This is a genomic window from Halanaerobium sehlinense (assembly GCF_055379485.1).
The window spans coordinates 41628-54123 of record NZ_AP042443.1 but is presented as its reverse complement, the minus strand read 5'-3'; the positions used below and the strand labels follow the sequence as shown (position 1 = coordinate 54123).

General features: G+C 32.5%; 16 protein-coding genes and 1 pseudogene. 4 read left to right on the top strand and 13 right to left on the bottom strand.

Translation table 11 applies throughout. The features are described 5' to 3' along the window. Positions 1 to 161: 161 nt before the first annotated feature. The 10 genes and pseudogenes from ACZ446_RS14095 to ACZ446_RS14050 all read right to left on the bottom strand — a co-directional run bounded on the left by ACZ446_RS14095 (position 162) and on the right by ACZ446_RS14050 (position 4849). Positions 162 to 356 (bottom strand): UPF0175 family protein, encoded by a 195-nt coding sequence (locus ACZ446_RS14095; protein WP_464394442.1) that lies wholly within the window; start codon positions 354 to 356, stop codon positions 162 to 164. Between the two features lie 5 nt (positions 357 to 361). Further along, positions 362 to 625 carry a hypothetical protein gene (locus ACZ446_RS14090; protein ID WP_464394441.1) on the bottom strand — a complete coding sequence of 88 codons (264 nt, stop codon included), beginning with the start codon at positions 623 to 625 and terminating at the stop codon, positions 362 to 364. 30 nt (positions 626 to 655) lie between these two features. Next, positions 656 to 1180 (bottom strand): nucleotidyl transferase AbiEii/AbiGii toxin family protein, encoded by a 525-nt coding sequence (locus tag ACZ446_RS14085; RefSeq protein ID WP_464394440.1) that lies wholly within the window; start codon positions 1178 to 1180, stop codon positions 656 to 658. A gap of 91 nt (positions 1181 to 1271) precedes the next feature. Beyond that, the gene (locus ACZ446_RS14080) at positions 1272 to 1880 is read right to left on the bottom strand and encodes a type IV toxin-antitoxin system AbiEi family antitoxin domain-containing protein (RefSeq protein WP_464394439.1); all 609 of its coding nucleotides are present in this window, start codon (positions 1878 to 1880) and stop codon (positions 1272 to 1274) included. Between the two features lie 29 nt (positions 1881 to 1909). After that, on the bottom strand, positions 1910 to 2194 hold the full coding sequence (locus ACZ446_RS14075; protein ID WP_464394438.1) for a GxxExxY protein: 285 nt from the start codon (positions 2192 to 2194) through the stop codon (positions 1910 to 1912). A 369-nt stretch (positions 2195 to 2563) separates the two neighbouring features. Further along, the gene (locus ACZ446_RS14070) at positions 2564 to 2830 is read right to left on the bottom strand and encodes a hypothetical protein (RefSeq protein ID WP_464394437.1); all 267 of its coding nucleotides are present in this window, start codon (positions 2828 to 2830) and stop codon (positions 2564 to 2566) included. Between the two features lie 227 nt (positions 2831 to 3057). Next, positions 3058 to 3600: pseudogene (locus ACZ446_RS14065) on the bottom strand (HAD-IC family P-type ATPase); the annotation flags it as partial. A 67-nt stretch (positions 3601 to 3667) separates the two neighbouring features. Beyond that, positions 3668 to 3823 (bottom strand): hypothetical protein, encoded by a 156-nt coding sequence (locus ACZ446_RS14060; RefSeq protein ID WP_464394436.1) that lies wholly within the window; start codon positions 3821 to 3823, stop codon positions 3668 to 3670. Between the two features lie 33 nt (positions 3824 to 3856). Next, positions 3857 to 4306, bottom strand: coding sequence for a hypothetical protein (locus ACZ446_RS14055; RefSeq protein ID WP_464394435.1), 450 nt, complete (start codon positions 4304 to 4306; stop codon positions 3857 to 3859). A gap of 93 nt (positions 4307 to 4399) precedes the next feature. Beyond that, complete coding sequence (locus ACZ446_RS14050; protein ID WP_464394434.1) at positions 4400 to 4849, bottom strand: RrF2 family transcriptional regulator; 450 nt, start codon at positions 4847 to 4849, stop codon at positions 4400 to 4402. 191 nt (positions 4850 to 5040) lie between these two features. Here ACZ446_RS14050 and ACZ446_RS14045 point away from each other — a divergent pair, with 191 nt between their 5' ends. The 4 genes from ACZ446_RS14045 to cysK are packed head-to-tail and all read left to right on the top strand — an operon-like array spanning position 5041 to position 8539. Further along, positions 5041 to 5832 (top strand): ABC transporter ATP-binding protein, encoded by a 792-nt coding sequence (locus ACZ446_RS14045; protein WP_464394433.1) that lies wholly within the window; start codon positions 5041 to 5043, stop codon positions 5830 to 5832. Beyond that, positions 5813 to 6592, top strand: a complete 780-nt coding sequence (locus tag ACZ446_RS14040; protein ID WP_464394432.1) for an ABC transporter permease — start codon at positions 5813 to 5815, stop codon at positions 6590 to 6592. The genes ACZ446_RS14045 and ACZ446_RS14040 overlap by 20 nt, the downstream gene beginning before the upstream one ends. Positions 6593 to 6650: 58 nt before the next feature. Next, complete coding sequence (locus ACZ446_RS14035; protein ID WP_464394431.1) at positions 6651 to 7625, top strand: aliphatic sulfonate ABC transporter substrate-binding protein; 975 nt, start codon at positions 6651 to 6653, stop codon at positions 7623 to 7625. After that, positions 7622 to 8539, top strand: a complete 918-nt coding sequence (cysK, locus tag ACZ446_RS14030; protein ID WP_464394430.1) for a cysteine synthase A — start codon at positions 7622 to 7624, stop codon at positions 8537 to 8539. Before ACZ446_RS14035 ends, cysK begins: the two co-directional genes overlap by 4 nt. Before the next feature lie 886 nt (positions 8540 to 9425). On the opposite strand, the gene ACZ446_RS14025 is transcribed toward cysK, so the two are convergent. The 3 genes from ACZ446_RS14025 to ACZ446_RS14015 all read right to left on the bottom strand — a co-directional run bounded on the left by ACZ446_RS14025 (position 9426) and on the right by ACZ446_RS14015 (position 12162). Beyond that, complete coding sequence (locus ACZ446_RS14025) at positions 9426 to 10226, bottom strand: ExeA family protein (RefSeq protein WP_464394429.1); 801 nt, start codon at positions 10224 to 10226, stop codon at positions 9426 to 9428. Beyond that, the gene (locus ACZ446_RS14020) at positions 10219 to 11481 is read right to left on the bottom strand and encodes a transposase (RefSeq protein ID WP_464394428.1); all 1263 of its coding nucleotides are present in this window, start codon (positions 11479 to 11481) and stop codon (positions 10219 to 10221) included. The genes ACZ446_RS14025 and ACZ446_RS14020 overlap by 8 nt, the downstream gene beginning before the upstream one ends. A 156-nt stretch (positions 11482 to 11637) precedes the next feature. After that, positions 11638 to 12162: a DUF6431 domain-containing protein gene (locus tag ACZ446_RS14015; protein WP_464394427.1), complete on the bottom strand. Its 525-nt coding sequence runs from the start codon at positions 12160 to 12162 to the stop codon at positions 11638 to 11640. Between the last annotated feature and the right edge of the window lie 334 nt (positions 12163 to 12496).

Here is a 12496-nt window from a genome sequence, read left to right as displayed (position 1 = left end):
TCTTATCATAAGGCCATAGTTATAAAAACAAAAAGCCCCAGAACCCCAGAAAAGCTCCATCAATAACTGAACAAAATGAAGCCTCTCTAAGGGTAAATCATCTCCAATTGAAATGCTGATTTTATTCGATTCTCCACCGTGATTTCACCGCAGTAAGACTCCTACCGGGGGCACCATTTGTTTATATCACCTCGATCCATACCTACCATTTCTGCAGCTATTCCAGAAGATAATCTTTTTAATTCAAAAAGTTTAACCACCAATTCCATTTCAGCTTCTCTTTCAAATTCTTCAGAACTCTTCTGAAGTAAATCAAGCAGATTATCAGGATATTTAATTATTATTTTATTAAACATCTATACTATTTTGTAATCCATCTACTTTTCTCATTATTCCAGTAACCTGTGAAAACTTCATCATTTAATATACTTTGATAAACTGGCTTTAAAAAAGATCTAATCTGTTCCATTACTAAGTTAAAACCAATACTTTCCTTCCCTATTTTCCTTAGATAACCCTGCCACAATCGATTTCTACTCTCATCCTGAGCAAAATCCTCATTAAAGATTACGTGGTCTTCCTCAATAACAGTTCCTCTATTTTTTACAGTAGCTGCAATAGCCATTGACAGAATTTCACCCTCAAAAGACTGTGATTATGATAAAGTTAAAATATCATAAAAATCTTTCATCCTACTATTGATCACTGATAGGCTGAGCATAGCTTCAAATTTTTCTGCAATCACTGATTCTATGGAATAAGCTTTAACGCTGGGAATTTCAAAATCAAGCAGCCCGGGATACTCCATATTAACTTCACCAGGTACAATAACATCTCCAAAACCTAAATCAAGCTGAAGATTCTTGCGCGCATTACTAATAAAACCTGTTATCTTTATCCTCACTCCATCATAATCTGCTCCTTCAGTTATCTTCTCTACTTCTATAGAATCTTTATCATAACTAACACCATCATTAATTGGAATCTGACTTATCTGAGTAAATAACTGTTGGATCTTCTCCAGATCATTTAAAACATTCTGAGCTAGAAAGTCAATATCTCTTGTTGGTCTTGTTTTTATATTTAAAGTACTTAAGATTAAAAGTCCACCCTTTAATACAAATTGATCCCTATATTCAGAAATAGATAACCTGTATAATAGTCTTTCCTGCATAAACATTAGTAAAATGAAATCAAAATTAAGCTTTTCTTCTTTTGCTATGTTTAAAGTCTAGCTCTAACAGATGTTTCCATATTTTTAACATTATCACTCATACAAGTACCTCCAGGTATCTTTTTACTATATTCTTAACCCCTGTAACCTCTGCATACTTAAGTAGTTTGGAGATGTTCTTATCCTTCCTCTTTAAATAGTTCTGCATTGCCTCTTTTACAACATCAGTACCCACTTTGTTTCTCAGTCTAATACAATCACAGATTGTTTTCTCCTCATCATATATTTTAACCTTACTACAATCAATATTAACCTCTTTAATCCCGGTATTGAACTGTTTATCAGCAAAATAGAAAATAGAGATCGGAGGATAATCAGGCAGTTTAGGCCTGTGTTCATCTCGGTGAATGGCAATATAATATTCCCGGGGGTTGGTTGTAGTGAGATCATAATACGAAAGAGCTGAAAGCAGACAGATTACACCATTAGGAACTATATTACTTACTTCGATTAGTTCTGTATTGCTATTAGATTCATCATCATTCCAGCGGTACAGCCCTCTTTTGATCCTGGTGATCTCTTCCTCATCCTGAAGTTTATATAGATGTGATGTATGAATATCTGCCTCAAGTATGTCTTTAGTTCGAGCATATCCATTGTTTCTCTCAAATATATTTTTTATCTTGTTGTAAATAGTAGGATCCATAATAACACCTTCGTTATAATTATCCGCACTTATAGATAGATGCGGAGGTTTTTAACACTTTTCTCTGTTTTAAGTTTATCATTAAAAATCAAACGATAACCCTGATCCATATTCTGGCTTTCTAAATAATCAGCCAGCTGCTGTAATCCCTGCTGGTGATATTCTTTACCCCGCCAGATTTTTAGTTCTACTATATATTTCTGATCCAGATAGGTAATTACCACATCAAGCCTTTTTTCCTGAGAAATCTGCACTTCTTTAAAATCAAATCCTTTACCATTAATAATTGGCTTTAAAAAAGCGAGGAAGATCAAACGACCATTTCTTTCTAAAAATCATCTATCCCGATCACTATATTGTTCTATTATGAAAACCTGAAAACGATCCATTACAGCTTTTAAATTCAGCTGACCATTGTCTATAAAGCTGTCTCTGAAATCAAAGGCATCACTTTCCAGAGAATTCTCTATTTTAGAAATTAAATAATTTATATTCGCTGTTCATAAATTCTGTTATGAATTTTTAAGCTACCGCCATCTGGATAGGGTATAATCTTGTAATATTCTTAAATTAAGTTCCAGGGGGCCTCACTCCTTTCTTTTTAAATTATCCCTGTGAGGCTCCTTCTTTATTTATCTTAAAATTCCTGCATATTTAAATAAATCAATTCTTAAATCCCACTTTTATTTTACACTAACAATAATATAGTCTTTTCTTTCCCACTTCTCCAGAAACCAGTTATTGCGGTGATTGACAAAAGCCAAAATAAAAAAGAGTCCCAAAGCAATCAGAAGATCACCAAAAGTTGCCTGAATCATTAATAGCTGATGCTCGATAAACTCCTGACCTTCCATTGTATAAAAAATACCGCAGGCAGTATATTCCCAGATTCCATGAAGTATAAGTTCGACTATAGAAAAAATTGAAATTAATTTAATTGTTTTTGACAAAATATTCTCCTCCCATTGTTAATCTTTGCAAACATATTTAAGCGGTTACTAATCCTGAACAGGTTTAAGCAGAAAAAATTATTTCAATATACAGCAGTTCCGGTCAAAGTCTCAACTTTATAAAAAAACACCCCGGTTAATTTCAGATTTTGGATCTATGAAATTAACTGAGGTTATTATCCATTAATTAGCTCTACCTATTTAATTGAATAAATTCCATTATTAATTTAAAATTTAAGCAGTTTGGCATTAATAGCAACAATAACAGTACTCATAGACATTAAGACTGCACCTACAGCAGGGGAAATCATAATTCCATAACCTGCAAGAACTCCGGCAGCCAGAGGAATAGCAAAGGCATTATAACCTGTAGCCCAGAAAAGATTCTGGATCATCTTTTTAAAGGTTAAACTCCCGAAGTTAACAAGCTGGACAACATCTTTGGGATCACTTTCTACCAGAATAATATCAGCAGTTTCGGCTGCTACATCTGTACCGGAACCGATTGCAATTCCAATATCTGCTCTGGCAAGGGCAGGAGCATCGTTGACTCCATCACCTGTCATTGCTACAAAAGCGCCCTCATTCTGCAGTTCTCTAACCTTCTTTTCTTTCTCATCAGGTAGGATTTCAGCAAAATAATCTGTTAGATCAAGTTCATTACTTACATAATCTGCAATCTTCTGATTATCTCAGGTCAGCATTTTAGCTTTTATTCCTCTATCTTTTAGTTTTTGTACTGCATCATAGAAACTTTCTCTAATCTGATCTCCAGTCTGATCATACCGATTAAGTTTCCAGCTTCTAAAATAAAGATTTAAGTAAATGGATCTTCCCTTAAAGCAGAAATAAAAGATACTGACTACCTGTAAATTCAAGACTGTAAGCAAAAAAACTTTGAATCATGGGTGAAAGTACTAAAATCGGTACAGTTATAATTAAAGAAATTTTAAATCGCTTTTTAAAATCTTCTAACATCTTCTGATGATCCATTTTAATACCTCCCCTTAATTCCTTTAACAAATCTTAATTTAAATATTTAAATTGATAAGCTTTTTTTGTAAGATAAAAAATTAAAGGAATTAAAATAATAAGAAATAATACAGGAATCAGACCAATAGATGTTCCAAATACTAAAGGCATTGATTGATTATAACCCCAGCGTCCAGTATGCAGAGCATGAGCCTCAAAATAAAAGGCAAGTAAAGTAGAATATAGAAGGTGTATCACTATATCTTTGCGCTCCCATTTATCTAAAAACCAGTCACTTCTTTTATTAACAAAGGCCAGTAGCAAAAATAGTCCCAGCGCAATAAACATATCACCTGTAAAAGCAGAAAACATCAACAGCTGATGTTCAATGAACCCCTGACCTCCCATCGAATAAAAAATGCCACAAATAGCATACTCCCCTGCAGCAAAAATAATTAAAGCTATCGCAATAAATATTAAAATCAATCTAAATGTTTTGTTCAAAATATCCCCCCCTGCTACCTGATAATAAATCTTTTATATACCCCTGCAATGTATCTTAAATGCAGTATAACACTTATAATTAAATGAATCAACTCAAATATAATACATATAACCATCACTTTTTTCTTTTTTAACTTCCTTGGTTCTGTTTTTTAAATCAGCAAGTGTAATAGAATCCATTAATTCTTTCATTCTAAGTTCTAACTTCATCCAGATTTCCTGAGAGACAGCTTTGAAAATTGCTTCCTCACTCTGATCATCTTCAATCTGTACTTCAGGAACCAGTTTTCCTTCTAATATAATTAAAATATCTCCCAGACTTATTTCCTCAGGTGGTTTATTTAGTAAATATCCCCCATGGGCCCCTCTGACACTTCTGATTAAACCAGCCTTTTTTAACTCAGCAAAAATCTGTTCCAAATATCTCTCTGATATATTCTGTCTTTCTGATATTTCACGGAGTGAAACTGCATTTGAACCATCATTGACTGCTAGATCTATTAAAGCTCTAACTCCATATCTTCCCTGAGTTGAAATTTCCATTTTTATCAACACCTCGTTATTTATTATAAATGATAAAATTAGTCTTTTATGTAAGTACTTTTACTACTAAAATTTTACTACAGCAGGAAATTAAAATCAAATTAGACTTGACAAATTATAACACTCTATATATAATTTAAACAGTATAATAGTTAATTCCTATAGACTTACCGTAGGTTAGGAGAGATAAAATGAATTTACTAAATATCAAAGGTTTAAATAAAAATTTCAAACAGGAAAATGGCAGTCAATTAGAAGTACTGAAAAATATTGATTTAAAGATAAAGAAAAAAGAATTTGTAACTTTTATAGGTCCTTCCGGCTGTGGTAAATCCACCCTTTTAAATATTCTGGCAGGACTAACACCAGCTTCTTCCGGTCAGGTAATGCTTAAAAATAAAATGATAGATAAACCTGGAAATGACCGGGTAATGGTTTTTCAGGAAGCAGCTCTTTTTCCCTGGCTTACAGTTATAGAAAACGTACTCTTTGGTTTAAAGATAAAGAAAACGGAAAAAGATAAGGCATATCAAAAAGCTTTAAAACAGTTGAAAGCGGTTCATCTTGATAATTTTAAAGATTCTTATCCTCACCAGCTTTCTGGAGGTATGAAACAGAGGGTTGCAATTGCAAGATCTCTGGTCTTAGATCCAGAAATTTTACTGATGGATGAACCTTTTGGAGCTCTTGACGAACAAACAAGACTAATGCTGCACAGTCAACTAATTGAACTCTGGCAGGAAACTAAAAAAACAATAGTTTTTGTAACTCATAACATTAGGGAAGCAGTTAAACTTTCTGATAGAATTATTGTCTTTGGCAGTAACCCCGGCAGAATAATTGGAGAATTTAAAATTGATAATCCTCAACCACGAAATAGAGAAAATCCTTCTTTAATCAGAATAGAAAATAAAATTTTAAAATTATTAGAAACAGAAATTAAAAAACAGGGTGAACAAAAATATGAAAAAATTGCAACCTAAAATAAAAAAAATACTGCTTAAAACAATCTTTATTCTTTTTATTCTAGCAGTCTGGCAGTTCCTATTTCAATTAAATATCTGGCCTGACTTTCTCTTCCCCTCTCCTCAAATGGTAACCTCAACTCTGATTGAAGGTTTTAGAGATGGTAGTTTTACTTCTGCTATTACAACAAGTTTTAGAAGGCTGCTGATTGGTTATAGTATTTCTATTCTTTTTGGAATCACACTCGGTATATTAATTGCAAGTTTTCAATTAATTGAAGATACTATTGGTCCTTTTATTCTGGCTTTACAGAGTGTTCCCAGTGTTGTCTGGCTTCCTCTGGCCCTACTCTGGTTTTCAATGGGAGAAAAGGCAATTATTTTTGTTGTAGTTCTTGGTGGAACCTGGAATATGGTGATTAATGCCAGTACGGGAATTAAAAATGTACAGCCTGTTTTAATAAAAGCTGCTAAAACAATGGGGGTTAACAAAATCCAACTTTTCTGGAAAGTTATTTTACCAGCAGCTGTTCCCCATCTTATAACAGGTATGCGTTTATCATGGGCATTTTCCTGGCGGGCTTTAATGGCTGGAGAATTAATTGGTAGTGGAGATGGCCTTGGACAAATATTAATGTGGGGAAGAGACATGGGTAACATGAGTCTCGTAATTACAGTTATTTTGCTTATTGGAACTATTGGATATTTAACAGATAATTTTTTATTTAAAAAGGCAGAATCAGTAGTTCTTAACCGCTGGGGATTAAACACTAACTAATTATCTGGGATTGAATTTAAAAATTATCAATAATTTAAATTATAAAGGAGAATTTAAAATGAATAATCTTAATATGAAAAGTAAACTATTTGTATTAATAATTTTAACTCTTATGATTTTCACAAATCCAGGAGCAGAAGTTTCTGCAGAGGAAGAAATCACTCTTGGTTATTTTCCCAATATTACTCATGCACCAGCAATTGTCGGCGTGAGTGAAGGAATTTTTGTTGAACAGCTAAATGGGATTAAGATTAAAACTAAAGTTTTCCCTAATGGCTCTCTCTTTATGGATGCTTTAGCTACAGGACAGATTGATCTCGGCTATGTTGGGCCTGGTCCAGCAATTAATCGCTTTCTGCAGGGAGCCGATGTAAAAGCCCTGGCAAGTGCAAGCACAGGGGGAACAGTTTTAGTTACTCGTAAAGATTTTAAATATAATTCTGTGACAGATTTAGATAACAAAATTATAGCAACTCCTGCTCTGGGCTGTACTCATGATCTGCTTTTTAGACAGTTAATTAAAGAACATAACTTAGATACTAATCGGCGTGGTGGAAATATTGATCATCGGGCCCAGAAACCTGCAACAATGGTCGGTCTTTTTGCAACCAGCCAGCTTGATGCAGCAGTTGTCTCAGAACCATGGGCGGCAAGAATGGAAGCTGATCTTGATTCGAAGGTAGTAGTTAACTGGGACCAGATGCCCTGGGAAGGTAAGTTACCTGCAACTTTAGTTGTTTCAACTAATAATTTTATTGACAATAATCCGGAATTGATGGATAATTTTATTAAGGCACACCAACAGGCAGTAGATTATATTAATAATAATCCAAAGCAGAGTAGTAAAATTCTTCAGCAGGAAATTAAGAATATAACCAGACAGAAATTATCTTTAAATATAATAGAACGTTCAATGGAAAGAACTAACATTACATCTGAGCTTGATAGTTCTGTAGTACAGAAACTAGCTGATCTTTCTGCAGAATTAGGTTTTATCAAAGGGGATTCAAATTTGAGGGGGTTTATAGAATGAAAGTAGTAGACAATATCACAGAACTAATTGGTGAAACTCCGGTGGTTAAATTACAAAATTTAAATGATAAAAATGGTGCAGAGGTTTATGTAAAACTGGAATATTTTAATCCAAGTGGAAGTGTTAAGGACCGTCCGGCTTTGAATATGATTAAGGAAGCTGAAAAAAGTGGTAAACTAAAGGCTGGTGGTACTATAATTGAACCAACAAGTGGAAATACCGGAATTGGTCTGGCAATGATAGCTGCAGCAAGAGGATATAAATGTATTATCATTATGCCGGATAGTGCTTCTCAGGAAAGAATAAATATTTTAAAAGCTTATGGTGCAGAGGTAGTACTTACTCCTGCTCAAAATTTAATGCAGGGAGCAATTGATAAAGCACATGAAATAGAGAATGAAATAGATAATTCTTTTATTCCTAATCAATTTGAAAATCCAGCCAATCCTGCGGTTCACAAAAAAACAACTGCTCTAGAAATTTTAGAACAGATGAATTATCAGCTCGATGCATTTGTTGCTTCAGCAGGTACAGGTGGTACTATTTCTGGTACCGGACAAAAATTAAAAGAAGAACTGCCTGAGTTAAAAATTTATACTGTAGAATCAGAAAATTCGCCTGTACTTTCTGGAGGAAAACCTGGTCCTCATAAAATACCCGGAACAGGACCTGGATTTATACCAGGAACTCTGGATACTAAGATATATGATAAAATTTATCATATTTCTGATCAAAAAGTTATAGAAATCACCAGAAAACTGGCAGCTGAGGAAGGTCTTCTGCTCGGCCCTTCTTCTGGTGCAGCTGTCTGGACTGCAATAAAAGTAGCTAAAAATTTAAGCCCAGAAAAGAAGGTGCTTGCAATCGCAGCAGATACTGGCCAGAGATATCTTGGGGGAGAATTCTTTAGTTAATTATCTAGTAAAAAAAATATCAATATATTACTGTGCTTTAGCTTAATCAAAATATAATAATAGGATCTAAGACACCCTAAAAAGCCCTTTTTAATTAAGAAGGGCTTTAAATTTATATATCTGAACTATTTAATTAATATTATGATTGCATTGCAAAAAGTCTAAAATAATTCAAAAAATAAAAATTCAAAAAATTAAAGAGCTAACCTGATTCAAACGGTGCTATTTAGATTTCACAACATTTGTCAAAGAGCCCCTTTATTTCAAATTTTAATTAAATATTTCTTTTTTATTCAATTGATATTCAGTCAAAAGATGATCTTCTCCCTTAAAAATCCTCCCTCTTCAAATTGAATTTATCTCTTTAATACCCGGTATTAGATATTTTATTTTTAAGATTCCCGAAAAGTTTAAATTGACCGGCCCTATTAAATATCTCATAATCAATATTTTCAGAGTTACTGGCTTAAGTTTGAGGTTTACTTTTTTTTAATAATTAACTAATACAGATTCGATATCAATGGTAGCTGTCTTTTTTCAGAAAATATATTGATTATTCTAAAAATATATAGTAAACTTATAATATATTTAATTTACTTAGTAAAATTAAGTAAACTATTGTATATTAAATTTCTATTTTTTTAATTGCAAAAAATAAATTTAAGTAAAATATTATTAAAATAACCTGAGGAGGTCTTATTATGTCAGAAACCTGGAGTGTGAATTAGCATTTTAATCCAGAAAAATTAATCATATTAAATTGAGCATAAATATATTGAATTATAGAATGTTTTTTAAATTAATTTAGTAAATAAAAATATTTTTTGCAGATTAATTAAGTAAGGGACTTAAATTAAGTCCCTTTGATTTAGTAAATATTTTTAGTTTAAAATGTTTCATCCTCACAGGCTTTAAATACGATTTCTTGATTGATTTGTTCTGCCTGCAGCTGATAGCCTAATAGCAAAGAATTGACAGCTATGTTGTTAATTAATCTGGGTAAACCTCTGGATCTTAAAGTAACAGCTTCTAGAGCCTGTTCTGAAAAAATAGGATGATTAGCACCTGCTAAATTTAGTTGATGTTCAATATAAGATTTAACTTCCTCTTTGTTTAAAGGAGTTAAATGATACTTCATAATAATTCTCTGGTTAAGAGATTGGTTTTGATTTAAGTTAAGTTTAGTCATGAAATGAGGCAACCCGACAAGTATTAAAACAAAAGGGTTTTGAGAATCCATTGCAAAATTAAATAAAATACCAAGGTCATTTAAAAATTTATTGGGAGCAAGCTGCATTTCATCAAGGATAAATATAGGAGTAATTTTCTTTTCATTGTAAAACTTTAAGACAGCACTCTGTACCTGATGAAATAAATCAACCTTTCTGAATTTAGGTTCTTCTCCCAATCCAACAGCAAGACCTCGGTAAAAGTCCATTACTGTGCCTGTAGATAAGGGGAAATAAATAACTTTAAATAAGGAAGGATTAAGACTCTCAGTTAAAGCTCTTAGAGCAGAAGTTTTCCCACTTCCAGGTTCACCAACAATAACAGCAATACCTTTAGTTTTTTTAAGATAATTTAATCTTGCAGTGAGTTCTTTAAGATTTCCAGACTGATATAAATCTCTGCTTTTGATCTCTTTGCTAAAGGGATTACGGGATAAGGAATAAAATGATTTATACATTTTTAGTACCTCCTCTGGTCATTTCAGTAAATGAAATGGCATTATCTCTTTTGACATGAGCATTGTCTGATAAAATTACGGGTTCAGCTTTACCAATGCATTTACCATTTTCATAAATAAAAATATCTTCATAATTGTTTGGATCATAGCGAATCTTTAACTTTTGTCCAATGAAGATAGGAGGTACCTGGTAGAGCTTGGTATTAACAGAAATAGTGCCGTCATGTCTGACTTTTCTGCTAGCACGATTGAGAAAAAGCATTTTAAGCTTTTGAGGATCATCATATGTTCTAACCTGGCTGATCTGAGACATATATTTATCAAGTGGAGTCATTTTTAAAGCAGAATGAATACGGCGATGATAGTCTTTTTCTAGCCACTTAAAAAAGCTTTTGTTTAGTTTATCTAAAGAAGATAAATCTTCATCAGTCAATAGAGGTAAAAATCTCTTTCTGACAGTGAGAAAAAATCTTTCAATTTTACCTTTACTCGCTGGATCATAGGGTTTAGTGTGGATTAGGGTAATACCCAAAGAAGCACAGGCAAAATGCAGATTATCAGCCCGATAAACTTTTCCGTTATCAACATAGAGCAATTTAGGAAGGCCTCTTCTTAAAATGGCCTCTGAAAAAACATTTTGTACAGCAGAAAATTTTTCAGTTGTTAAAAATTTTGCATAAGTAATAACTCTGGAACAGTCATCAATAAAAGCAAAAAGATAGGATTGGACTTTTTTGCCATCCAGATTGAGATAAGGCCCATACATTTCATCTCCCTGCCAGAGCATATTAACCTGGTCATAAGAAAAACGAAGTCTGTTTTCTTCTCGGCGAGGTGAGTTAACCAATAGGTTTTTCTTTTTCAAAAATCGATAAACTGTAGAATAAGAAGCCTGAGAAGGCAGCATTTTCTTCTCAGTAATCAACTGATCATAGAGTAAGGATACTGATCTATCAGGATGTTCTTTTCTTGCATTTAAAATGATTTCTTTAAGTTCAGGTGTTAAGATTCTGCTTTGCCCTTTATCATTTCTAGATTTAGGTTTAAGACCGTTAAAGCCATGTTTTCTGTATTTGCGAACCCACTCTTCCATTGTTTTAGGCGAGTATTCTCTAACACCATAATAGGGAACATTATGTTTTTGAGTTGCAATTTCAGCTAAATACTGGCTTTGATTTTCTACCTGTCTGTTTAGAATTGGTGAAATGAGAGAAAAACGAAATAGAGCTATCTCTTCTCTGTCATTATCAGTCATTAAAATCAGCTCCTTTAAGCTTGAATTTTAGCATTTAAGATTAAATTTATCCTTAAACTGCTGATAATAACATTTTAATCAGTAAAATAGCTCTTTTTTAGTGAAAGCTTTTGTGTTTAAAAAAATAGTTCCAAAACTTTAATCTTTATAGTACAATTAAAGTGCCATAAAACTTTGATTAAAGTGATCCTGATACTCTTTTGAGAGTATCTGAGCGTCCGAGCTCCAAATCATTTTAATTAGTTTTGTGGCTTTTTTTATTCTTGCTAATTTAAAGGGAATCAGTGAGTGGTATTTATCTCTAAAAAAAGCAATCAAACCAGGAATATTGTGGTTAAATCTATGCAGATAAAAATATACCGCCTGTTTGTAGAGAAGCAGTTTTTTCTGCAGCAGATATTCTTTGATACAGCAAATAATATAATTAAGAGACCTCTGAAATTTAGGAAATAAAAAGGCTGGAAGAATAGAAACAGTTTTTTTGCAGTGATGGCATTTGTATCTTCTAATTAGTATCCAAAAGCATTTGCCATCGATTGTAATAACATAGCGGTGGTAAAATCCATGTTTATGGAGTTTGTCATGGCAGTGAGGACATTCTTCAGGGTGAGGAAAATTATTATTCTGGCCAAGTTCAGAATAATTTTTAACAGGTATTTTAAAGTCATGAATGATTTGCATCTGATCACATCCTAAATATTCTGACAATATTCTATCAGATTATTTAAGGAAAAGGAAGATGCAATACTAAAATATTTTGAAAGATATTTATTGTTTTCTAATGAATTAATTTGATAGATAACAAATAATATCAAGTAAAAAAACAGCAACTGAAGTAAATTTTAAATCAGTTGCTGTTCTTTTATAAAATATTTCATTAATATCTGTTCAATATCTTTAGGAGGCATTACAAGATTTTTGCAAAAGTAGGATTTGAAGTAAATATACTTTAGCATATTCAAATTTTTATTAACTTTTATTTTCGAGATTTATTCTGTATAATTAACTTTAGATG